Source organism: Chelativorans intermedius (genome assembly GCF_025398255.1).
In the GTDB taxonomy this organism is placed as follows: domain Bacteria; phylum Pseudomonadota; class Alphaproteobacteria; order Rhizobiales; family Rhizobiaceae; genus Chelativorans; species Chelativorans intermedius.
Window position 1 is genome coordinate 1 of record NZ_JAODNW010000001.1, and the last position, 21,478, is coordinate 21,478.

The following is a 21,478-nucleotide window of genomic DNA, read 5'->3' on the forward strand; positions in this document are numbered from 1 at the left end:
TTCAGGGGCGGGTCGCTTCAACATGACCCAGTGAATCAAAAACCCCCGGCCAAAGCCAGGGGTTTGTCAGCGGTCTGCGGGCGCCTTCGGGCGCCCTTTTCTTTTGGCGGGCAAGAAGGCACAAAGGGCTGCAACGGGGCTGGAGCCACAGATGAAATCCTCACTCGAAGAGACGCTTCTTTCCGCCATTCGCACCATTCCCGATTATCCCAGGCCGGGGATCCTGTTTCGCGACATCACCACGCTTCTGGGCAATGCCCGTGCCTTCCGTCGTGCGGTGGACGAGCTTGTCCATCCCTATGCGGGCGCCAAGATCGACAAGATCGCGGGAATCGAGGCGCGCGGCTTCATTCTGGGCGGCGCCGTCGCGCATCAGCTTTCCTCCGGCTTCGTGCCCATCCGCAAGAAGGGCAAGCTGCCGCATGAGACGGTGCGCGTCGCCTACAGCCTCGAATACGGGCTCGACGAGATGGAGATGCATGTCGACGCGGTGGCGGCGGGCGAGAAGGTGATCCTCGTGGACGATCTGATCGCCACCGGCGGCACGGCGGAAGGCGCCGTGCGCCTTCTGCGCCAGATGGGTGCACAGGTGGTCGCCGCCTGCTTCGTCATCGACCTGCCGGATCTCGGCGGCCGCGCCAGGCTGGAGGCGATGGGCGTTGAGGTGCGCACCCTGATCGCCTTCGAGGGAGACTGACGGCTTCTACGGCCTTTTGCAGCCAGATGGAATCATCTGGCGTCGCACAAATGCGGCAAAAACAAATAGATGAACCGGTCTAGGAAACCTTCAGGAGCACGGCGTTGTCGAACGACAGGACCGCTTCTCCGTCGTCCTTCACCGCGCCTGCCTGCAGCGAAACCAGCCGCCACCCCGGACGTGAGGCGAGGGGACGGTGGGACAGGGCCGTGCGGGTGAAGGTGATCGTGTCGCCGGCATAGACGGGCTTCAGCCACTTGAGGTTGGAAAAGCCGGGCGAGGGGCCGAATTGGGGCCGCGGGCCTTCTCCCTCCCAGGGCCGGGCAGCGGTGCGCTCCAGCTCGCGGAGATTGTAGCGCATCCACATCGCGCAGGTATGCCAGCCCGAAGCGCACAGCCGGCCGAAGAGGCTCTGCCTGGCCGCTTCCTCGTCCAGATGGAAGGGCTGCGGGTCGTATTGCGCGGCGAAGCGCTTTATCTCCTCGGCGCTGAAGGTGTGGGTGCCGAGATGCACCGTCTCGCCGAGCCGGAGAAAGACGTCAAGGCTCATGGGGCTGCCTGCTCCTCGCTTGCCGCCTTCCCCTCGCGCAGGCGGAAGAAGATGGGATTCTCGCACAGGAGTACCGTCTCGCCGCGCTGGTTGCGCACCTCGTGCCGGAAGGTGACGAGGCCCAGCTCCGGACGCGATTTCAGGCGCCGCCGGGCAATCACCGTCGAGGTGCCGGAGAGCACGTCGCCAGCCAGAACCGGGCGCTGCCAGCGCATCTGGGTGATGCCGGGCGAGCCCTGCGAGGTGGAATCGAACAGAAAGGACTCGTACATCATACGCATGAAGATCGCCGAGCTGTGCCAGCCGGATGCCGCCAGGCCGCCGAGGAGGCTTGCCTTGCCCGCCTCCTCATCGAGATGGAAGGGCTGGGCATCGAATTGCGAGGCAAACTCCACGATCTCCTGCGCGGTGACGCGCCGGGCGCCAAGCGTGATGACGGTGCCTTCCGCAAAGTCCTCGAAGGCCCAGCGCCTGCCTTCCATTCCCTCTCCCATCTGGCAGTCCTAGACGTTGAACTTGAACAGCATGATGTCGCCGTCGGCGACCACGTAGTCCTTGCCCTCGTCGCGTGCCTTGCCGGCCTCGCGGGCTGCCGCTTCCCCGCCCAGCGCCACATAGTCGTCATAGGCGATGGTCTGGGCGCGGATGAAACCGCGCTCGAAATCCGTGTGTATCTCGCCTGCCGCCTCCGGTGCCTTCGCCCCCTTCTTCACGGTCCAGGCGCGCGTTTCCTTGGGGCCGGCGGTGAAAAAGGTGATGAGATCGAGCAGCGCGTAGCCGGCGCGGATCAGACGGTCGAGACCGGGCTCCTCAAGCCCCATCGCCTGCAGATACTCGGCCGCCTCGTCTTCGGGGAGCTGTGCCACCTCGGCCTCGATGGCGGCGGAGATCACCACGGAGCCTGCGCCCTGATCCTTCGCCATGCGCTCCACCGCGGCGCTGTGCGCATTGCCGGCGGCCGCGTCGCCTTCGGCGACGTTGCACACATACAGAACCGGCTTGGAGGTCAGGAGATTGAGCGAGCGCAGAATGCGTCTCTCCTCCACGTCGAGGTCGGGAAGCAGGAGGCGAACGGGTTTGCCGTCCTGGAGGAGCGCCAGCGCCTTCTCCATGACCGGCAGGATGGCGATGGCCTCCTTGTCCTTGCCCGTGGCGCGCTTGCGCGTCTGCAGGATGCGCCGCTCGAGGCTTTCGAGGTCGGCGAGCATCAGCTCCGTCTCCACCGTCTCGGCATCGGCCACCGGGTCGATGCGGCCCTCCACGTGGGTAATGTCGTCGTCCTCGAAGCAGCGCAGCACATGCACGATGGCATCCACTTCGCGTATGTTGGCGAGGAACTGATTGCCCAGACCCTCGCCCTTCGACGCCCCGCGCACCAGGCCCGCAATGTCGACGAAGGAAATGCGGGTGGGTATGACCTCCTTCGACTGGGCGATGTCGGCGATCCGCTTCAGCCTCGGGTCCGGCACCGCCACCTCGCCTGTGTTGGGCTCTATGGTGCAGAAGGGGTAGTTCGCGGCCTGCGCGGCGGCCGTCCTGGTCAGCGCGTTGAAGAGCGTCGACTTGCCGACATTGGGCAGGCCGACGATGCCGCATTTGAAACCCATGATATCCAAATTCCTCAAGAGGATGTCGCGATATGCCAAGGGCTATGGGCGAAAGGGCCGACGATCGTCAAGCCCTCGAACCCCCCAAGGCCTGCAATCCCTGGAGAAGACGAGCGCAGCACGCTGAGCCGAAGCAGGCGCGGCCCTATTTCCTGTCGCCGAAAAGCTTCTTCAACATCGCCGCCATGGGGCCAGTCTCCGGCACCGGGGCTGCCGGCTGCTTGGGCCGCGCCTGGCGAATGTGGCTCTGCCCCCGGGCAGCAGGCCCGCCTGTCTCGGCGGACGGCGCCTTTCCCTGCATGGCGAGGCTGACCCGGTTCATGAAGCCAGAATCGTCTCCCCTGGCCAGCATCTCGGCATTGTCGGCGATGGCGTCCAGCAGCGGCTCCAGCCATGTCCGGTCCGCCTTGGCGAAATCCCCCAGCACGTGGGCATTGACGCGCGCCTTGTCGCCGGGGTGGCCGATGCCGATCCTCACGCGGCGGTAGTCCTTGCCGCAATGGGCGTCGATGGACTTGATGCCGTTGTGCCCGCCGGCGCCGCCGCCCCGCTTGACGCGCAGCTTGCCGGGCATGAGGTCGAGCTCATCGTAGAGCACCACGAGATCGGCGGGGGTGAGCTTGTAGAAGCGCATGGCCTCGCCGACCGCCTGGCCGGAGAGGTTCATGTAGGTCTGCGGCTTGAGCAGGAGCACCTTCTCGCCGCCCAGGCGGCCTTCGGCCACCAGCGCCTTGAACTTCTTCGTCCATGGCGAAAAGGAATGGCGGCGGAAGATGGCATCCGCCGCCATGAAGCCGACATTGTGCCGGTGGTTTTCATATTGCCGTCCGGGATTGCCGAGACCTGCAATGAGCAGCATGGGGTTTCCCCTCGGGCAGGGGAGAAAGGGCTACTCCTCGCCCTTCTCCTCCTCTTCAGCCTCTTCTTCCGCGGCTTCCTCGGCTCCCCCATCCTCCGCCTTCAGGCCGGCCGGAGCGGCCACGGTGGCGATGGTGAAATCGCGGTCGGTGATGGTGGGCTCCACGCCCTCGGGCAGGGTTACCGCCGAGATGTGCACGGAATCACCGATGTCGAGACCCGTCAGGTCGACCTCGATGTGATCGGGAATGGCGTTGGCGGGGCATGTGAATTCCACCTCGTGGCGCACGACGTTGAGCACGCCGCCCCGCTTGATGCCGGGAGCGGCCTCTTCGTTGACGAAGTGGACCGGGACGTTCACGGTGACGATCGTGCCGCGGCCGATGCGCAGGAAATCGACATGCCAGACGAAGCCGCGCACGGGGTCGAGCTGATAATCCTTCGGCAGGACCTGGATCTTCTCGCCTTCCACGTCGAGCGTGGCGATGGTGGTCAGGAAACCGCCGGCATGGATGCGCTGGAACACATCCTTGTAGGGGAGGGTGATCGCCTTGGGGGGCTTCTTGTCGCCGTAGATGACGGCGGGAACCTTGCCGCTGCGCCGAATTGCCCGGGCGGACCCCTTACCGACCCGTTCGCGCGCCTCGGCCTTCAGTTCATAGGACTGACGGCTCATGGGCTTATCCTTTCATGTTGCGGAGCGTCTTCGGAACGGCATGCGCCGCTCCCAAGCCGGGAAAGCCGCCTGGCGGGGGTGCGAGGCTGCCTTCATCCGCGCTGCCTCCAAGGGTGTCGGCGCGGACGGCGGGTCTATAGCGGATGGGAGAAGGGCGCGCAAGGGCGCGGGCTTGTGCTATCGTCGCGCCGCAGGAAAGCGGAGAAGACGTGCATGACATTGCGAATCGTTCGCCTGGGCTCGCCCCGATTGCCGGGCGAGGGAACGCGGATCGGCACCGTGCGGCGCCTGCCGCGCGGGGTGCGCAAGGAACGCTATGCCGCCGATGACTGGTTCGACGTGTGGTATCCCGAGCTTTCCCCCAGCGCCGGACTGGTCGCCAGGGCCCAGGCTGCGCGCACGGAGGGCGAATGGGCGGCATTTGCGAAGGCGTTTCGCGCCGAGATGAAGCAGCCCGTGGCAAGACACGCGCTCGACCTTCTGGCTGCCCTTTCGCACGGGGCGGACTTTTCCATCGGCTGCTATTGCGAGGACGAGGAGCGCTGTCACCGCTCCATCCTGCGGGCGCTTCTGCAGGAGCGGGACGCGAAGATCGGCTGAGGCCGGCGTCAATCGAAAAGGCTGGAGACGGATTCCTCCGAGGCGGTGCGCGAGATGGCCTCGCCGATCAGATCGGCGATGGTGATGACGCGCACATTCTGCGTCGCCTCGACCGCCGAGGTGGGCTGGATCGAATCGGTGATGACCAGCTCCTTGAGCTTGGAGGCGGAGATGCGCGCCACCGCGCCGCCGGAAAGCACGCCATGGGTGATGTAGGCGGTCACGCTGGTGGCGCCGTTGTTCAACAGCGCCTCGGCGGCGTTGCACAGGGTGCCGCCGGAATCGACAATGTCGTCGATCAGGAGACAGTCGCGGCCGCGCACGTCGCCGATGACATTCATCACCTCCGACTCGCCGGGCCGGTCGCGCCGCTTGTCGACGATGGCGAGCGGCGCATCGATGCGCTTGGCAAGCGCGCGGGCCCGCACCACGCCGCCGACATCCGGAGAGACCACCATGACGTTTTCCAGCCGGTAATGCGCCTTGATGTCACGTGCCATGACCGGCACGGCGAAGAGATTGTCGGTGGGGATGTCGAAGAAGCCCTGTATCTGGCCGGCATGCAGGTCGAGGGTGAGCACCCGGTCGGCGCCGGCGCGCGTGATGAGGTTTGCCACCAGCTTGGCCGAGATGGGCGTGCGGCCGGAGGTGCGCCGGTCCTGCCGGGCATAGCCGAAATAGGGCAGGACCGCAGTGATCCGCCGCGCCGAAGAGCGGCGGAAGGCATCGATCATGATGAGAAGCTCCATCAGGTGATCGTTGGCCGGATAGGAGGTGGACTGCAGGACGAACACGTCTTCGCCGCGCACATTCTCCTGGATTTCGACGAAAATCTCCTGGTCGGCAAAGCGCCGCACCGAAGCCTTTCCGAGGGGAATGTTGAGGTATCGGGCGACGGCCTCCGCCAGCACCCGGTTGGAATTGCCCGCAAAGAGCTTCATGGAACGATCCCGGCCAATGCCTCGATTTCTGTGCCGGCTTTTAGCGGGGTGGCTGGCTAATGCAAGCATCGGCGAGAAAAATCCCCCGCGCGGTGGCGCTTTTTTTCGGACGCGGCGCCTCTCCCGCTTCTTCCCACACGCCGCAAGCCGCGCCAGCCACGCCCGCGCACTCCGCTTCTCCCCCTTGCAGGGGCGCCCGTCCCGTGGCGTGAAAAACGCAGAAAGTTTCCCCTCCGGGCGCTGGACAGGGGAAAATCTCATGCTATAACCCACGCGCCTCTGGCAAGGCGCCGTCCCGCCAGAGCCGGCCCGGCAGACACCCGCGCCAAGGCCGCCCAGGTAGCTCAGTTGGTAGAGCAGCGGACTGAAAATCCGCGTGTCGGTGGTTCGATTCCGCCCCTGGGCACCATCTATTTTCCAAGCATTTGATTTTATTGGTTTTTCGCGATTTTTTCTCACCGGACGCGCACCCTGCGGGAATGTGAGAAAGTCTTTTGCCGTCTCGTTCGAGGCTGCCGGCGTCGGCGGGTGCATGGTCACGCCGATTGCTGTGATGGTGGGACATCGGGGCGGGATGGCGTGTTGTTGACAGGAGGCAGCCTGATGATAGTTTATAGATGATATTATTTATCACATTCGGGCCGGGGGAAACTTGCCATGAAGATCCACATGGGGGGCCGGCGTGGAAGAGAAAGATGCATACGCAGGGGAGAAAATTCTTGATTTATTGAATTTCCAGGAGTTAACCAGAGAATATAATTTAAGTGTAAACCAAAATTTCCTGTTTTTGCAGGAAACCCTGATTGCCGAGGTTCGCCGGCGTTGCCGGCGGGGGACGACATTCTTTGCGCCGCGCAGCTGGAGGAAGCCTGTCAAGCATCTTCAGGTGGCGGCGATGCGCCATCTGAAGAGCAGCCCGGACGAGGCGAGCGTGCGCGCGATTGCATGCGAAGTGGCGGCATGCGCCCTTACCATTACCAATGGCAAGCCTTATAACTACCAATGGCAAGCCTTATAACTTCGTTTGCGGCGTGCCGGGCGGCAGCTCTCGCAAGAAGGAAAATTTCGGCTCGCTGATTGCGAGATTCGTCGCCGATGAACTGGACATCCGCTACTGCGCGCCTCTCGCCACCGGCACTGCGGGAAAGTGTTCCACCAGCCACCCCAGGCAAAGCATGAATTTCCGCTCGCGCTATGTCGGCGGCGTGCCGGAGGGGAGCTTCGGGCTTCTCGTGGATGATGTCGCCACCAGTGGAGCGCACTTCGCGGATTGCGTGAGCCAGTTGCGCAAGCAGGGGATTTCGGTGGTCTGCGTTTCCTGGATCGGCTGAGCGGCGTCGGGTGCCTTCAGCCCTGGCCACGTGAAAGCCAGGCTGCCAGATCGTCGATGGTCCGGTCGGCAATCGCTTCCATGGTCCCGCCGGTCACCGAGGACCAGCCGTCGCCACGGCCCCCGCTCTCCTTCTGCTGGCCCTGGATGCGGTGCAGGCGGTTGCCGGCGGAATCCAGCACGTCCCACACATAGATCACGGTCGTCTCCCGGCCGTCGGCAATGGCGGAGAAATATCCCTTGATCACGAGCGATGCACCGGCACCCTGCGCCGCGATGGCAATGTTGCGCTGGCGGGCGCGTTCTGAGAGCCGACGGGAAAGCGGCTGCAGTGCCTCGGCCGGCGCGCCGATGACGGGGGCGAACTGGACGCGCGCATCAGGGGAAATGGCGGCGCTCGGCTGTCCCTGCGGGGCGGCCGGCGCGCCGTCGCCATTCGCAAGCGAAGGCGGTGCGTCGTCCCGCGCCTCCTGCGGCTCCGTGGTGCCGGAGCTGCTCTGCTGCTGGGCAAGGTCGATGGCGTCCGTTCCGGCACACGCGCCGAGAAGGGGCGCCAGCAGCGCCAGGCCAATAATGGTGGCAAATCGCCTCATCTACATGTCTCCCGGCTGAAATCGGTCCGCCGATAGTTGAAAAACCTTACTTTACGATCAACTCAAGACCGTGGCGAGAAAGAGGGGCCGGCTCGGCCTCGCCGGTCAGATAGGTGCGGCCCAGGCACATGGCGGCGCCCGCATCGGAGTCCATGATGATCATGTGGGCAAACAGCGTCATGTCAGGTGCAATCGGCTCCGGATTGCCGGCATAGAACATCTGCGGCTCCATCCAGGATGGTGCAAAGCGGGCCCCGAGCGAATATCCACAGGCGTTCAGCCGGTGTCGGGTAAGCCCATGGCTCTCCATCACGCGGGCGTGGGCGTCGAACACATCGCCGAAGGTGTTGCCCGGCACCATCGCCTTCTCGCAGGCCATAAGCGCGTCGCGTGCGGCCTCGAAAAGCTCCTGATGGCGCTTGGATGCCCGGCCCGTCAGCACGGTGTGCATCATCGCCACGTGATAGCGGTGATAGACACCGGCCCACTCCAGGGTGAGCTGGTCGTTCTTGGTCAGCTTGCGGCGGCCTGCCTTGTAGCGGCACAGCAGCGCGTCGGCGCCCGAACCGATCACGAACTCGTTGGCCGGATAGTCGCCGCCGCCGGAAAAGACCGCGCCCTGCATGGCGGCCAGGATGGCCGCCTCGTCCGCGCCCTGCTTGATGAGCGACAGGGCGGCATCGAAGGCTTCGTCGGCAAGCCTGGCGGCACGCTTCACCTTCTCCACCTCGGCCGGGCTCTTCACGAGCCGCAGGCGCGGCACGAGGTCCGAGGCATCCTCGATCTTGGCGAAGGTTTGAAGCTGCTCGTCGAGAAGCCGCCCATTCCTGGCCGTGAGGCCATGGGTGTCGTATTCGACGCCGATGCGTGCGCCCAGCAGATCAAGCTCGTTGAGCAGATCGCGCAGCTCGGCAGCCGGGTTTGCGCCATGGCGGTCGTTCCACACCAGGATGTCCTCGATAATGGAGGTGTGGCGCGCCTGGCGCAGGTCGGCCGAGCGGGTGAGGAGCACCATGGAGCCGTCCGCCTTCACCACGAGGCACTGGAAGAAGCAGAAGCCGAACGTGTCGTAGCCCGTCAGCCAGTACATGCTCTCCTGGGCGAACAGCAACAGCGCGTCCAGCTTGCGCTCGGCCATCTCGATGACGAGACGGTCGCGGCGGGCGTCGAATTCGGCACGGTCGAAGTGAAGCGCCATTCAGAACTCCTCCAGGCAAATCGCCGAGATCTGGCGTCCATAGTCGGGCTCGCCGCGATGCGTGGCACGGCGGTAGGAAAAAAAGCTCGCCTCGTCCGCATAGGTGCAGTGTCCCAGCATCTGCGCCGTCACGCCGGCCCGCGCCAGGCGGTCGATCGTGTAGCGGTTGAGATCGAAAAGGGCATGGTCCGGCCGCCCGGAGGGGCGAAAATAGCGGGCGTTTTCGGGATCGGCGGCAAGGAAGCGCTGCCGATATTCCGGCCCCACCTCATAGTTCTCCTGACTGATCGAAGGCCCGAGCACCGCGACGATCCGGTCGCGGCGCGCACCCAGCCGTTCCATCGCGGCGATGGTGTTCTCCATCACGCCATCCATGGCGCCTTTCCAGCCGGCGTGAGCCGCCCCCACCACCTGCGCCTGTGCGTCGGCAAACAGCACCGGGCCGCAGTCGGCCGCCAGCACGCCGAGCGCCAGCCCGGGGCGGGCCGTCACCATGGCGTCGGCCTTCGGGCGTGCGTCATCGAGTGGCGCCTCGACCACCACCACATGTGCGGAATGGCATTGATGAAGCGTGCAAAGGTTCCGCGCTTCAACGCCCATCCAGCGCGCCACCCGCCGCCGGTTTTCCAGCACCGCGGCGCGCGAATCGTCAGAGCCGAGGCCGACATTCAGGCCACGATAGATCCCTTCCGAAACGCCGCCGGCACGGGTGAAGAAACCGTGCTTGATGCCTCTTGCACGCGTGCCCGCAAGTAGGGGCGACCGGATCGGTTCCGGTCTTGTCACGTCCAGCATGCGTAACCTTATCATCCTGCTTCTTCAGGCGGCGGATCGTGCTGCAGGGGAGGGGGCAAGTCAATGCGCACGCACGACAAGCGCGCAATAGGCTTTGGACAAAACCGAGGGCTAACCGGGAGCTGCGGCCTGCCTGTGCCGCGCGGCAAGGCAACCCTCAAGGTCCGAAAGGCGGCACCGCCGTTGCGGCGGGCAGAACGGCAAGCACCTTGAACAGCGTTCCCATCGCCTGCGGCCCGGCAAGCCGCTCCACTTCGCCGCGGATACGCTCCTGGACCGCCGCGTTCCTGCCCGCACCCAGCCGGCCGGCACGCTCGACAAGCCCGAGACCCAGCAGAAACTCTCCCTGCGACATCACGGAGGCGGCCAGACCGTGCGCGCGGGCCACAGCCGCCAGCGCGGCAAAGTCCACATGCGCCGTCAGATCCGCCTCGCCGGGATCGGCGAGCACGGGTGCATAGGCGTGGCGGCGCACCGCCTGCAGCGTGTCGCCCAGGGCCGGCCTCTCATGGCCGTAGTCGATGAAGAGCCCGGCGCCGCCGCCGGTGCCCAGGCGGCTTGCGATCGTCTCCATCATCGCCTCGCGCGCCGGTGCGGTCTCGAAGACCGTTCCTTCTTCGCAGGTCGCAGCCTCCGGCGGCAGAAGCGCGGGGTCGGGTGCGCCGGCACCTGCCACGAAGGCAAGGTCGCCCGCCTCGTCGAGGCCTACCAGCCGCTCGCGCCAGCCGGTGGCCGTCTTGACATACTGGCGAATGGGCAACGCATCGAAGAGCTCGTTGCCGACGATGAACAGCGGCCCTTCCGGCACCTCCGCGAGTCGAGAATACCATTGCGGCCGGATGGGCGATTTGGAGAGCGTCTGCTGCTGCAGGGCAGTCAGCCGGGGGCTCGTCTCAACCATGGCAAATCGCCGCGCAGCGAAGCCGGCGTCGAGCCGGGCCAGCGTGCGCAGCATGTCCTTCATCAGTGTGCCGCGGCCCGGCCCGATCTCGACGAAGACGGCATCGCGCGGTGCGCCGCAGGCCCGCCATGCCATGTGGAGCCATATGGCGACGAGTTCGCCGAACATCTGGCTCACCTCCGGTGCCGTGATGAAATCGCCTGCCCTCCCGAAGGGCTCACGCGTGGTGTAGTAGCCATGATCGGGGTCGAACAGGCACGTCGCCATGTAGTCGGCGATGCTCATCGGGCCGGTCGCCGCGATGAGACGGGCAATCCTTTCCTTCAGCGCCGTCATCGCTCCACATGCGCCCGCGCGGGCATGCGCGCTGTCGTCATCGCCCAAAGACCGACAAGCACCATCGGCAGTGACAGCACCATGCCCATGGTCAGCCAGCCGCCGGCCAGATAGCCGATATGGGCATCCGGCTCCCGAAAGAACTCGACGAAGATGCGCGCGAGGCCATAGCCGCCCACAAAGGCGCCGCCGACGAAGCGGGGGGTCCTGAGCTTCAGCCTCGAATGGGTGAGGAAGCGCAGGACGAGGAAGAGAACCAGCCCCTCGAGCGCTGCCTCGTAGAGCTGGCTGGGATGGCGCGGCAGCGGGCCCCCGGTGGGAAAGACCATTCCCCAGGGCATGTCCGTCGGCCTGCCCCACAGCTCTCCATTGATGAAGTTCGCCAGCCGCACCAGGCCGAGACCGACGGGAGCCGTGGCGGCAATGGTATCGAGCATGCTCCAGACATTGATACCGCGGGCACGCGCAAACAGCGCCATGGCAAGAATCGTTCCCAGCATGCCGCCGTGAAAGGACATGCCCCCCTGCCACACCGCCAGAATGTCCAGCGGGTTCGCCAGATAGCGCTGGAAATCGTAGAAGAGCACATAGCCGAGCCTGCCGCCCAGCACCACACCGAGCGCAGCCCAGACCACGAAGTCGTCGAGGTCGGAGGGTCGCATGGGCGGCGTGTCATGCGCCCAAAGGCGCGGTGTGGCGACCAGCCGCTTGGCATACCACCAGGCAAACAGAATGCCGACGATGTAGCCCACTCCATACCAGTGAACGGCAAGAGGACCGATCTGAACGATCACCGGGTCGATCTGCGGGAAGGGAAGGGCGGCCAGGGGCAGGAGCAGGTCGTGGTTCAATCGTCTCTCCCGTTTTCGCGCCGGCGCTCGTCTGCGCACGGTATGCGCAAGGCGCGGCGTGCGGTCAAGCTGCGCCTTGCGCGCTTGCATTCGCCGCCGGCTAGCCTTACCTCAGTTCCAGAAGCAGAAGAGGCAGCGACATGACCAACGGCACGAACCGCATCCTCGACGAATTCGCCAAGATGATGACCGACGCGGCCGGTGCCGCTCAGGGGGTTCGGCGCGAGTTCGAGACGCTCTTCCGCACCCAGGCCGAGCGCATGCTTCACTCCATGGACCTCGTCCAGCGCGAGGATTTCGAGGCGGTGCGCGAAATGGCGATCAAGGCACGGGAGGAGAATGCTGCCCTGCAAGCGCGAATCGAGGCGCTGGAGGCCCGGCTTGCGGGCGAGGCGGGCAGCAAGCCTGCGCCCAGAACACGCACGAAAAAATAAATTCCTGCCGCTCTGCGGCCTGTGAGCAAGTGCAAAAAACACTGGCGCAAGAGTCGCTTAGGCTTGGTTGGGGAATGCGCCCGAAGGCAAACTATCCACACCGCATTTCTTTGGCACCAAAAAAGGGCTGGTCACGGCCCTTCTCATCAATACACTGAATTTGCTGCATGATTCGTAGTGAGTCATGCGCGGGTTGGGGCGGGCCCGTGTAGAAGTCTCTTGTTTCCCCTCGCTCCGCTCAGTGTCGGATTTTGCGTCGGACGCGTGCCTTGAAACCGCATGTGCCAGATGGCGGGGCGTTCTGCGCCCCCAAGAACGGGAAAGCAGATTTATGAGCCTTCTTGAATACGACATGGTGCGTGATGCCCATCCGGTGGATGTGATCGAGCATGTCGCCCACACCAACGACTGGAGCTTCGAGCGCAATGGCGATGACGAGATTGCCATCTCGGTCGCCGGTACGTGGACGGATTACCACGTCTCCTTCTCCTGGATGGAGGAGTTCGAGGCGCTGCACGTCGCCTGCGCCTTCGATCTCAAGGTGCCGGAAAAGCGCGCGCTGGAAGTGATGCGCCTTCTCTCGCTCATCAACGAGCAGATGCTGTTCGGTCACTTCGACCTGTGGGAGCGCGAGGGCGTCATCATGTTCCGTCAGTCCCTGGTGCTGGCTGGCGGGCTGGAGCCGACCGGACAGCAGGTGGAGGTGATGCTCAACAGCGCACTGGAAGCCTGCGAATGCTACTATCAGGCCTTCCAGTATGTCATCTGGTCAGGCACCAGCGCGCAGGATGCGCTGAACGGCGTTCTGTTCGAGACGTTTGGCACGGCTTGAGACGATGAGTGGCGAGAAGGCCGGCGAAATCAGCTTCGACGACTTTCTGAAGGTGGACATTCGCATCGGCACGGTGGTCGAGGCCGAGCCCTTTCCGGAGGCGCGCAAGCCGGCGATCAAGCTCAAGATCGACTTCGGCCCGCAGCTCGGGGTGAAGAAGTCGTCCGCCCAGATCACCGTGCACTACAGGCCGGAGGATCTCGTGGGCCGTCAGGTGCTGGCTGTCGTCAATTTTCCGCCGCGCCAGATCGGCAAGTTCATGTCCGAGGTCCTTACACTCGGCTTCTCCGACGAGAACGGCGCCGTGGTGCTGGCCAATGTGGACAAGCCTGTGCCGAACGGCAGCCGCATGCACTGATATTCCGCAGCCGACGGTGAAAGGCGCCGCGCATCGACTGCGATGCGCGGCATTGCCGCTGCGCCCGTTATCCTTGTCAGGGCAGCTCGCGCTCGCTCTGATTGACGAAAATCAGTACGCCCAGGATGGCCATGTAGAACTTGAATGCCGCGTCCTGGCCGTTCCACGTGTCCGACTGCCACATCAGAAACCACTCGCCGCCGACCACCATGAAGCCGAAGAACCAGACCATGAAGCCCACCAGCATACCGGCGACGGCCAGGCTCTTGGCAGCGTCGAACTCCGCCGCCGTTGCGGAACGCGCGCCGAACATTCGCAGAGCCCCGGCAAGCAGCAGCACGAAGGTCAGCCCCTCGCCTGCAATGATGAGCCAGTAGGCCAATGTCCATATGGCGGGCGATGTGATGGCGCGGTACATGGCCTTGTTGCCCGGAAAGGTGGTGTCCATACTCAGGACATGTTTCACGAACTCGTAGTTCGAGCCGTAGTCGGTGATGTTGTTGAACGTCACCATGAAGGCGAATGCGGCCAATGCCAGCGTCATCAATATCTTCGTATATCGTATCGTCATCATAATGTATCCTCGTGTATCTTTCTCATCACGTGCCGATTTCCGCAGAATCGATCAGACAGCAAGCCAGATCAATCCCGAGTAAACGGAAAACACTCGGAATTTTTCGCATCGCCGATGTCGCGTAGCGATGAACCGCCACGGGAGACAGGTGTCATGAAGTCCATCGTCGAGTTGACCGACAGTGCCCGCGCCCACGCCGAACGTCTGGGGCTGCTTGGGCGCCTGCAACGCCTGGCGCTCGGGGCGTGGACGAGCAAGGGCGATCTTGTCGTGCTCGACGGTACGGATCAAGCTGCCTTCATCGTGCGCAGCCGGCGCATCGAGGTCGCGGCCGACGGCACGGCCGTCCTTGTTCTGGTTCTCGACTATCCCCCGCGTCCGGCTGGGCTTTGATCGCGGGCGTCACGCAGGCACACGGATGATGACGCGCAGGCCGCCCAAGGGGCTGTCGTCCAGGATGATGTCGCCGCCGTGGCTGCGCGCAATGTCGCGGGCGATCGACAGGCCGAGGCCCGTTCCGCTCTCGTCCTGATTGCGGGAGGCGTCCAGTCGCACGAAGGGCTTGAAGACCTCTTCGCGTTTTTCGGGCGGGATTCCGGGGCCGTCGTCGTCAACGGTGACGGTCAGGCTGCCCTCGCCATGTTGCACGTCGATCACCACATGGCGGGCATAGCGGAAGGCGTTGTTCACCACGTTGGTGAGAAGCCGTGAAAACGCGTTGGGCCGCACCAGCACCTGCGGGTCTCCCGCAAGCCGCATCTCGATGGACGGCCCATCGCGCAGGCGCGCCTCCTCCTGCATCTTGTCGAGGAAGGCGGAAAGGTCGAACATTCCCTGATCCTCGCCCGCTTCGCCGCGCGCGAAGGCCAGATACCCCTCCAGCATCGAACGCATATCCTCGATGTCCTGATCGAGGGCTTCGATGTCCGCCTTCGAGCGCGCCAGCGCAAGCTGCAGCTTGAAGCGGGTCAGGATCGTGCGCAGATCGTGGCTCACGCCCGTCAGCATGGCGGTGCGCTGTTCGATCTGGCGCTCGATGCGCTCGCGCATCACCAGGAAAGCGGAGCCGGCGCGGCGCACCTCTTCGGCGCCGCGCGGGCGAAAGTCGCTGGGCATGGGGCGGCCCTTGCCAAAGCTGTCGGCCGCCTCCGCAAGCTGCAGGATGGGGCGGATCTGGTTGCGCAGGAAGGCAATGGCAATGGTCAGCAGCACGAGCGAGGTGCCCACCATCCACAGCAGGAAGATGTGCGTGTTCGAGGCATAGGCCTGGCTGCGGCGGGCGAAGACGCGCAGCACCTTGCCTTCGAGCTGGATGCGAATCTCGATGATGTCGGAGTCGCCCACCGTGTCGAGCCAGAAGGGCCGGCCGATCTGCCGGGTGATTTCCTCGCTCAGCGTACGATCGAGCAGGGAGAAGAAGGGTTTCGGCCCCGGCGCGGGCAGGGGGTCAGGGGGCTCGATGCTGATGTTCAGTGCCAGGCGCTGCTGGGCGATGCGAATGATCTCGGCATAGTCATCCTCGTGTGGATAGGTCTCGATGACGTCGATGATGGCCGCGATGTCACGGGTGACGGCTTCCGACAGGCGCTGCGTCACCGTCTGCCAGTGCCGTTCCATGAAGACGAAGGCAATCACCGACTGGAGCAGGATCATCGGCGCGATCACGATGATGAGCGAGCGCGCGTAGAGCCGCTTGGGCATCCAGCGCGAGACACGGCGGGCGAAGCGTCGCCACAGTCGGCGCAGGCCGTTGAACCCGCGCGCAAGGCGGGCCAACAGATCGTCTCTTTCGTTCCAGGAAAGGTCGTATCTTGCCATTCATCCTTCCGCCCGCCGCATCGGCGGGAGCCAGTCTAGCGCAGGGCGCGTTCGGTTGGAAACAGCAGGCAGCGGCCGGGAAAAGCCCCGCTGCACGGAAAATATCTCAAATTCTAAAAATTCCTGTTGATGGCAATCTCCGCGTTGTTCTATTGTGAACGAAACTGTGTGGGGTACGGCACCGGCTCCAAGCCGTTGTCTAGGGATGCGATGATTCGGCCAGGACGCTGCAAGGCGTCCCGGCCGGATTTTTTTCGGTGACTGCCTTCCCTCCACCCGGGTGAGGGTCCGCTCTTGCGCAAAGCCTGCAAATCATAAAAGACAGGGCGTCGTCCGGCCGATGCGGCGCAGCCGCAGGGTCTTGTGACACGCATTGCTGTCGAGACATGTACGAACGTCATTCCCAGCCGCCGATTTCCCGCCGTGCCTTTCTCGGGCGGCTTGCCGCGCATTTCGGCGTGGTCTTCGTTCTTTTCCTGGGCTCGCTGGGGGTGGGAGTGGCCGGCTTCGCGCTTCTGGAAGGCATGGCCTGGGCCGATGCGTTCCTGCATGCCTCCGCCCTGCTTGGCGGGCTGGGCTTCGTCGAGGCGCCGGGAAGCGTGGGCGGCAAGCTGTTCGCCGCCCTTTATTCGCTTTATGCGGGGCTCGTGTTTCTGGCTGCGTTCGGCATCGTGCTGGCGCCCGTCGTGCACCGCATCCTGCACAAGTTCCATTGGGAGGCCGATCGGCCGGAGAGCGGGTGAGCGCCGCTATTCCACGCTCAGCCGATAGCCGACACCGCGCACGGTCTGCAGCCATACGGGGTTGGAGGGGTCGCGTTCGATCTTGCGGCGCAGCCGGTTGATCTGCACGTCGATGGTGCGCTCGCCCACCTCCGAATCCTCGCCCACCAGCTCGTGCCGGGGAATGGTCTCGCCCGCGCGCTCGGCAAAGATGGCCATGATCTCGCGCTCGCGGTCGGTCAGTTTCAGGGGTTGGCCGGCGCGTTTCAGCTCCCGTCGCGGAATCTGGAAGGTGTAGGGGCCGAACACGACCTGCTCGAGCCTGGGCGGTGTCTGCGGGCCGCCGCGGCGCAGGATGTTGTTGACGCGAAGCACCAGCTCGCGCGGGTCGAAGGGCTTCGGCAGATAGTCGTCGGCGCCCGCCTCCAGCCCGGTCACGCGGCTCTCGGTCTCCGACAGGGCCGTCAGCATCAGGATGGGAACGTTCCTCTGCGCGCGCAGGCTGCGGGTCAGTGTCACGCCGTCCTCGCCGGGCATCATGATGTCGAGCACGATCAGATCGAAGTCCAGTCCGGCAAGTTTGCGTCGCGCCTCGGCCGCGTCGCTGGCAACCGAGACGCGATAGCCGTTCTCGCGCAGAAAGCGATGCAGGAGCGTGCGGATGCGCGTATCGTCGTCAACGACGAGGAGGTGCGGCGCGTCGTCCGGCGGCGCGCCCTTTCCCTGCATGGCAACGTCGCTGTCGTTCATTCCGTCTTTCCTCTTTCGCTCGTGCGTTCCGCGGAACGCCCCGGAAGGTCGACCTGGGCGCGCAGCTCGGGATTGACCATCGCCTTCAGGAAGCGTTCGAGGGCGGCACGATCCTCTATGCCGGCCTCCTCAAGTGCCGCACGGATGCGGCGGGACTGTGGCACGGCCAGAGCCAGGGCCAGGGTGCGGCCCTTCTTCGTGGGGTAGAGCTCGCGCTGGCGCCGGTCGCGCGGGCCCTGCACCTGCACGATGTAGCCCATGTTGATGAGCTGCTTGAGCACCCGTGCCAGACTCTGCTTGGTGATCCTGAGGACGGCGAGAAGCTCGGCCACGGTCAGCCCCGGCCGGCGGTTGACGAAATGCAGCACCCGGTGGTGCGCCCGCCCGAAGCCATAGCGTGCCAGGATCGCATCGGGATCGGAGGTGAAATCCCGATAGGCGAAGAAGAGGAGCTCGATGAGGGTGAAGTCGAGATCCGCCTCGTCGTGAGCCACGTGCTGGCGATCGGGCTTCATGGGGCTGTTCATCGTCATTTTCCTGCTTCATCAAAATTATGTCAGCCATATTGACATAATTAGGGCCGATTGATAATTTTTACCAAGCTTTTCGGCGCATGGCGTACAAAAAGCTGCGTGGAGACGGGGTTTCCCGGAACTTCCCTTAAAATGCGTTTGCTCGACCACGCGACATTCCGGCATAATCGGTTTTTCGGTTCTGTTCAGCGATGGGGAGTTCGGGCAGCGGCCCGCAGGAGAGATTAGAATGGCATCGGTTCCCTTCGACCAGCTTGATGGCTTTATCTGGTTCAATGGCGAGTTCGTCAAATGGGCGGATGCGAAGATTCACGTACTGACCCACGGGCTGCACTATGCCAGTGCGGTGTTCGAGGGCGAGCGCGCCTATGGCGGCGAGATCTTCAAGCTCACCGAGCATACGCAGCGTCTGCATGAATCCGCCCGCATCCTGGGGTTCCGCATTCCCTGGAGCGTCGAGGAGATCGACGATGCCTGCCGCCAGCTTCTCGCCAAACAGGGGCTGCAGGATGCCTATGTGCGCCCGATCGCCTGGCGCGGCAGCGAGATGATGGGTGTTTCGGCCCAGAACAACCGGATCAACCTGGCCATCGCCATCTGGGACTGGCCGAGCTACTTCGACCCCGAGCAGCGGCTGAAGGGAATCCGGCTCGACATCGCCGAGTACCGGCGGCCCGACCCGCGCACCGCGCCCTCCAAGTCCAAGGCGGCCGGCCTTTACATGATCTGCACACTGTCCAAGCATGCCGCCGAGGCCAAGGGCTATACCGACGCTCTGATGCTGGACTGGCGCGGCCGGGTGGCCGAGGCCACCGGCGCCAACATCTTTTTCGTCAAGGATGGCGTGCTGCATACGCCCGTGCCGGATTGCTTCCTCGATGGAATCACCCGCCGCACGGTGATCGAGCTTGCCCGCCGGCGGGGCATCGAGGTGGTGGAGCGCGCCATCCAGCCCGAGGAGATGGAAAGCTTCGAGCAGTGCTTCCTGTGTGGCACGGCGGCGGAGGTGACGCCGGTCTCCGAGATCGGGCCCTATACCTTCCAGGTCGGTGAAATTCCTCGCCTTTTGATGAACGACTATGCCGAGGAGGTGCGCCCCGGCCAGCGCATGGCGGCCGAATAGGCGGGCCTGGTGTCCGCCTTCTCTCCGTCCGGTTCCCCACGCCTTATTTGACTTTGGTCTTATTCGGCGTTTCATGGGTGTGCCGGCATGAAACGCCGGCGGTTTAGGAGGGAACCGTTATGGAAGCACTTCTTCCGATCATCGTGCAGGCGATCGCCGGCATCGTCGGCGGGGAGGCCGTTGGTGCGGCCTTCAAGAACGCCGCGATGAGCCACGCTGCCAAGATCATCAGCGGCGCCGTAGGCGGCGTGGGCGGCGGCCTTCTGCTGTCCGCGCTGGGCGGCGACGCTGGTGCGCTCAGCGGTCTTCTCGGCGATGCCGTGGGTGGCGTCGTCGGCGGCGGCGTGCTGAGCGCCATCGTCGGCGCGGTCATGGGCGGCGCAAAGAAGAGCTGAAATTCTGCGGAAGCTATGGACGGGCGGCATCGGCCGCCCGTTCTGTTGCCAGAAGTGCAGGGGCACGCTATCCACCGCCCCGTCCGAACGCCCGCAGGGGAGCGCCTTCATGACCACGCTCAAGGCTGCCATCGTCACCGTCACCCCGTTTCAGCAGAACTGCACCATCCTCTTCGACGAGGAGGAAAAGCGCGCTGTGGTGGTGGATCCCGGCGGCGAGGTGGACCGTATCCGCGCGGCAATTGAACGGGCGGGGCTCACGGTGGAGGCCATCTGGCTCACCCACGGCCATATCGACCATGCGGGCGGTGCCATGGAGCTTAAGGAAGCGCTCGGCGTGCAGATCCTTGGGCCTCATGAGGACGATGCCGAGCTGCTGGAAAACCTCGAAACCCAGGCGCAGATGTTCGGTCTGCCGGGTCCCGTACGCAATGTCACGCCGGATCGCTTCCTCGTCGAAGGCGAGACCGTTTCCTTCGCCGGCCACAGCTTCGAGGTGCTGCATTGCCCCGGCCACGCGCCGGGTCACGTCGTCTTTTTCAACCGGAAGGCACGCTTCGCCCATGTCGGGGACGTGCTGTTCAACGGTTCCATCGGTCGCACGGACCTGCCGGGCGGCAACCACGCCGCACTCATTCGCTCCATCAAGGAGAAGCTCCTGCCGCTTGGCGACGACATCGGCTTCCTGTGCGGCCACGGACCGGGCGGCCGGTTCGGCGAGGAGCGGCGCAGCAACCCGTTCCTGGTGGGTGCGTGAGGGAAGGGCGGTCGCAGCACCCCTCCCTTACCGTATCACGCAGAAATGGCGCTTGCCGTCATAGCCCATGAAGGTGCCGCTTCGCGGATCGAAGCTGCGATAGCGCATGCCGCAGGCGCGGTACCATTCCGCCGTCCAGGGTTCCGGCGCCTGGTATGCGGTGCTGCCATAGCCGTAGCCGGGGTGTGGCGGCATGGGCTGGGGCGGGTCGATGTAGCGAGGGGCGGGACTGTTCTGCTGGGTCAGAACGCCTGCGGCGATGGCACCCACCGCAAGGCCCAGAATGCCGGCAACCAGAAGGTCGTCCCCGTCATCCTTCCGCTTCTTCCTGTATACGTGATGCCGATGGTGGCCGCCATGGCGCTCGTAGCGGTGATGGTCGCCGTAATAGCCGCCGTGGCGCCAGTCGCCGGCCTCGGCGGGAATGGCGTTCAGCGCGGTCGCGGCGATGGCCAGGGATAGGACACTGTTTTTCAGCAGGCGCTTCATGGGGTTCACCTCGTCTCGACGTGCCGCGGGGCTGTGCGTGCGGCTTGGTGCGAGGTGTAGCGCCGGCCGGCTGAACGCTGCCTGAACGGCTCCTTCATGTTTCAGCCGGCAGAAAAGGGAAGGGGCGGAAGGCCGGTCCGCCGCTTGCGGCTCGCCGGCTTTCCGCCCCTGCATGCTTCTTGCGGTAGGGGCGTGGTCAGGCCAGGGAAAGGTTGACCGCCTTCGGGCCCTTGCCGCGCCTGTCCGGCTCCGTGTCGAAGGTCACCTTCTGGCCGTCTTCCAGCCCGGGCAGGCCGGAAGCCTGGACCGCGGAGATGTGCACGAACACATCCTTGCTTCCGCCGTCTGGCGTGATGAAGCCGAAACCTTTGGCATGGTTGAAGAATTTCACGGTACCGTTCTGCGACATGGGAAGGAATCCTTTCTCCCGTCAATCATCGTCTGGTGGGTCATGGTCGCCTGGTTGAGGCCAAGACCCTGTGTGTCATCGGTCGTTTACTGGGGGAGAAGAAACAGTCAGCCTTGCGCGTGGGACCCTGGCGGATTTCTCATGACACGCGACGTCCCGGGTGCCTTTTCGGTGTCGTATGCCGGGGCATGCTATTCCAGTCTCCGGGCCGGCAAATGCCCGAACGGGAGAAACTTTCCCCCATTTTTGCATGAGTGGCAAGCGAAACTTTTGTGTCAGCGCCCTCGTGTCGCTTTTCCTGCGGTCCGCCACCGCGCGCGATAAGGGAAGGCGCCTCGGCCGATCAAGGGC

The 21,478-nt window shown here is 64.5% G+C and carries 29 protein-coding genes and 1 tRNA gene; 13 read left to right on the forward strand and 17 right to left on the reverse strand.

Annotation, left to right across the window (positions count from 1 at the left end; all coding sequences use genetic code 11):
- Positions 1-151 precede the first annotated feature (151 nt).
- Complete coding sequence (locus NYR58_RS00005) at positions 152-697, forward strand: adenine phosphoribosyltransferase (RefSeq protein ID WP_261518335.1); 546 nt, start codon at positions 152-154, stop codon at positions 695-697.
- 79 nt (positions 698-776) lie between these two features.
- Here NYR58_RS00005 and NYR58_RS00010 read toward each other — a convergent pair whose 3' ends face one another.
- From NYR58_RS00010 to NYR58_RS00030, 5 genes are all read right to left on the reverse strand, one after another.
- The gene (locus tag NYR58_RS00010) at positions 777-1,247 is read right to left on the reverse strand and encodes a MaoC family dehydratase (protein WP_261518336.1); all 471 of its coding nucleotides are present in this window, start codon (positions 1,245-1,247) and stop codon (positions 777-779) included.
- Positions 1,244-1,729, reverse strand: a complete 486-nt coding sequence (locus NYR58_RS00015; protein ID WP_261518337.1) for a MaoC family dehydratase — start codon at positions 1,727-1,729, stop codon at positions 1,244-1,246. Before NYR58_RS00015 ends, NYR58_RS00010 begins: the two co-directional genes overlap by 4 nt.
- A gap of 21 nt (positions 1,730-1,750) precedes the next feature.
- Positions 1,751-2,854 (reverse strand): redox-regulated ATPase YchF, encoded by a 1,104-nt coding sequence (gene ychF, locus NYR58_RS00020; RefSeq protein WP_261518338.1) that lies wholly within the window; start codon positions 2,852-2,854, stop codon positions 1,751-1,753.
- A gap of 145 nt (positions 2,855-2,999) precedes the next feature.
- On the reverse strand, positions 3,000-3,713 hold the full coding sequence (pth, locus tag NYR58_RS00025; protein WP_261518339.1) for an aminoacyl-tRNA hydrolase: 714 nt from the start codon (positions 3,711-3,713) through the stop codon (positions 3,000-3,002).
- Between the two features lie 30 nt (positions 3,714-3,743).
- Positions 3,744-4,388, reverse strand: coding sequence for a 50S ribosomal protein L25/general stress protein Ctc (locus NYR58_RS00030; RefSeq protein WP_261518340.1), 645 nt, complete (start codon positions 4,386-4,388; stop codon positions 3,744-3,746).
- A 213-nt stretch (positions 4,389-4,601) separates the two neighbouring features.
- On the opposite strand from NYR58_RS00030, the gene NYR58_RS00035 reads away from it, so the two are divergent.
- On the forward strand, positions 4,602-4,988 hold the full coding sequence (locus NYR58_RS00035; protein WP_261518341.1) for a DUF488 domain-containing protein: 387 nt from the start codon (positions 4,602-4,604) through the stop codon (positions 4,986-4,988).
- 8 nt (positions 4,989-4,996) lie between these two features.
- On the opposite strand, the gene NYR58_RS00040 is transcribed toward NYR58_RS00035, so the two are convergent.
- A complete protein-coding gene (locus NYR58_RS00040; protein WP_261518342.1) occupies positions 4,997-5,929 on the reverse strand; it encodes a ribose-phosphate pyrophosphokinase in 933 nt (310 codons plus the stop codon).
- Between the two features lie 333 nt (positions 5,930-6,262).
- Between NYR58_RS00040 and NYR58_RS00045 the strand changes: the two genes are divergently transcribed.
- From NYR58_RS00045 to NYR58_RS00055, 3 genes are all read left to right on the forward strand, one after another.
- Positions 6,263-6,338, forward strand: a tRNA-Phe gene (locus NYR58_RS00045).
- A 273-nt stretch (positions 6,339-6,611) separates the two neighbouring features.
- Positions 6,612-6,947, forward strand: coding sequence for a hypothetical protein (locus NYR58_RS00050; RefSeq protein ID WP_261518344.1), 336 nt, complete (start codon positions 6,612-6,614; stop codon positions 6,945-6,947).
- 13 nt (positions 6,948-6,960) lie between these two features.
- A complete protein-coding gene (locus NYR58_RS00055) occupies positions 6,961-7,260 on the forward strand; it encodes a hypothetical protein (RefSeq protein ID WP_261518345.1) in 300 nt (99 codons plus the stop codon).
- Between the two features lie 16 nt (positions 7,261-7,276).
- Here NYR58_RS00055 and NYR58_RS00060 read toward each other — a convergent pair whose 3' ends face one another.
- From NYR58_RS00060 to lgt, 5 genes are all read right to left on the reverse strand, one after another.
- Positions 7,277-7,852: a hypothetical protein gene (locus NYR58_RS00060; RefSeq protein WP_261518346.1), complete on the reverse strand. Its 576-nt coding sequence runs from the start codon at positions 7,850-7,852 to the stop codon at positions 7,277-7,279.
- 46 nt (positions 7,853-7,898) lie between these two features.
- A complete protein-coding gene (locus NYR58_RS00065; RefSeq protein WP_261518347.1) occupies positions 7,899-9,050 on the reverse strand; it encodes a M24 family metallopeptidase in 1,152 nt (383 codons plus the stop codon).
- Entirely contained in the window at positions 9,051-9,845 is a 795-nt protein-coding gene (gene pgeF, locus NYR58_RS00070) for a peptidoglycan editing factor PgeF (protein WP_261518813.1), read from the reverse strand.
- Between the two features lie 157 nt (positions 9,846-10,002).
- Positions 10,003-11,082 carry a class I SAM-dependent methyltransferase gene (locus NYR58_RS00075; protein WP_261518348.1) on the reverse strand — a complete coding sequence of 360 codons (1,080 nt, stop codon included), beginning with the start codon at positions 11,080-11,082 and terminating at the stop codon, positions 10,003-10,005.
- Positions 11,079-11,933: a prolipoprotein diacylglyceryl transferase gene (lgt, locus tag NYR58_RS00080; RefSeq protein WP_261518349.1), complete on the reverse strand. Its 855-nt coding sequence runs from the start codon at positions 11,931-11,933 to the stop codon at positions 11,079-11,081. Before lgt ends, NYR58_RS00075 begins: the two co-directional genes overlap by 4 nt.
- A 140-nt stretch (positions 11,934-12,073) precedes the next feature.
- Here lgt and NYR58_RS00085 point away from each other — a divergent pair, with 140 nt between their 5' ends.
- From NYR58_RS00085 to NYR58_RS00095, 3 genes are all read left to right on the forward strand, one after another.
- Entirely contained in the window at positions 12,074-12,367 is a 294-nt protein-coding gene (locus NYR58_RS00085; RefSeq protein WP_261518350.1) for an accessory factor UbiK family protein, read from the forward strand.
- Positions 12,368-12,698: 331 nt separating this feature from the next.
- Positions 12,699-13,199 (forward strand): type III secretion system chaperone family protein, encoded by a 501-nt coding sequence (locus NYR58_RS00090; protein WP_261518351.1) that lies wholly within the window; start codon positions 12,699-12,701, stop codon positions 13,197-13,199.
- A gap of 4 nt (positions 13,200-13,203) precedes the next feature.
- Positions 13,204-13,557 carry a tRNA-binding protein gene (locus tag NYR58_RS00095; RefSeq protein WP_261518352.1) on the forward strand — a complete coding sequence of 118 codons (354 nt, stop codon included), beginning with the start codon at positions 13,204-13,206 and terminating at the stop codon, positions 13,555-13,557.
- 76 nt (positions 13,558-13,633) lie between these two features.
- Here NYR58_RS00095 and NYR58_RS00100 read toward each other — a convergent pair whose 3' ends face one another.
- Positions 13,634-14,128, reverse strand: coding sequence for a DUF2165 family protein (locus NYR58_RS00100; RefSeq protein WP_261518353.1), 495 nt, complete (start codon positions 14,126-14,128; stop codon positions 13,634-13,636).
- Between the two features lie 156 nt (positions 14,129-14,284).
- Between NYR58_RS00100 and NYR58_RS00105 the strand changes: the two genes are divergently transcribed.
- Positions 14,285-14,524: a hypothetical protein gene (locus NYR58_RS00105; RefSeq protein ID WP_261518354.1), complete on the forward strand. Its 240-nt coding sequence runs from the start codon at positions 14,285-14,287 to the stop codon at positions 14,522-14,524.
- A gap of 9 nt (positions 14,525-14,533) precedes the next feature.
- Here the strand turns inward: NYR58_RS00105 and NYR58_RS00110 are convergent, their stop codons facing one another.
- Complete coding sequence (locus tag NYR58_RS00110) at positions 14,534-15,949, reverse strand: sensor histidine kinase (RefSeq protein ID WP_378074653.1); 1,416 nt, start codon at positions 15,947-15,949, stop codon at positions 14,534-14,536.
- A 386-nt stretch (positions 15,950-16,335) separates the two neighbouring features.
- Here NYR58_RS00110 and NYR58_RS00115 point away from each other — a divergent pair, with 386 nt between their 5' ends.
- Positions 16,336-16,692: a hypothetical protein gene (locus NYR58_RS00115; protein ID WP_261518355.1), complete on the forward strand. Its 357-nt coding sequence runs from the start codon at positions 16,336-16,338 to the stop codon at positions 16,690-16,692.
- Positions 16,693-16,698: 6 nt separating this feature from the next.
- On the opposite strand, the gene NYR58_RS00120 is transcribed toward NYR58_RS00115, so the two are convergent.
- Both NYR58_RS00120 and NYR58_RS00125 read right to left on the reverse strand, forming a co-directional pair.
- Positions 16,699-17,400, reverse strand: a complete 702-nt coding sequence (locus NYR58_RS00120) for a response regulator (protein ID WP_261518822.1) — start codon at positions 17,398-17,400, stop codon at positions 16,699-16,701.
- A 17-nt stretch (positions 17,401-17,417) separates the two neighbouring features.
- Positions 17,418-17,954 carry a MarR family winged helix-turn-helix transcriptional regulator gene (locus NYR58_RS00125; RefSeq protein ID WP_261518356.1) on the reverse strand — a complete coding sequence of 179 codons (537 nt, stop codon included), beginning with the start codon at positions 17,952-17,954 and terminating at the stop codon, positions 17,418-17,420.
- A gap of 229 nt (positions 17,955-18,183) precedes the next feature.
- Between NYR58_RS00125 and NYR58_RS00130 the strand changes: the two genes are divergently transcribed.
- From NYR58_RS00130 to NYR58_RS00140, 3 genes are all read left to right on the forward strand, one after another.
- Positions 18,184-19,077, forward strand: coding sequence for a branched-chain amino acid aminotransferase (locus NYR58_RS00130; protein ID WP_261518357.1), 894 nt, complete (start codon positions 18,184-18,186; stop codon positions 19,075-19,077).
- 119 nt (positions 19,078-19,196) lie between these two features.
- Positions 19,197-19,472 carry a hypothetical protein gene (locus NYR58_RS00135; RefSeq protein WP_261518358.1) on the forward strand — a complete coding sequence of 92 codons (276 nt, stop codon included), beginning with the start codon at positions 19,197-19,199 and terminating at the stop codon, positions 19,470-19,472.
- 109 nt (positions 19,473-19,581) lie between these two features.
- Complete coding sequence (locus tag NYR58_RS00140; protein WP_261518359.1) at positions 19,582-20,229, forward strand: MBL fold metallo-hydrolase; 648 nt, start codon at positions 19,582-19,584, stop codon at positions 20,227-20,229.
- A 27-nt stretch (positions 20,230-20,256) separates the two neighbouring features.
- On the opposite strand, the gene NYR58_RS00145 is transcribed toward NYR58_RS00140, so the two are convergent.
- Both NYR58_RS00145 and NYR58_RS00150 read right to left on the reverse strand, forming a co-directional pair.
- A complete protein-coding gene (locus NYR58_RS00145; RefSeq protein ID WP_261518360.1) occupies positions 20,257-20,718 on the reverse strand; it encodes a BA14K family protein in 462 nt (153 codons plus the stop codon).
- A gap of 196 nt (positions 20,719-20,914) precedes the next feature.
- Entirely contained in the window at positions 20,915-21,127 is a 213-nt protein-coding gene (locus tag NYR58_RS00150; protein WP_261518361.1) for a cold-shock protein, read from the reverse strand.
- Between the last annotated feature and the right edge of the window lie 351 nt (positions 21,128-21,478).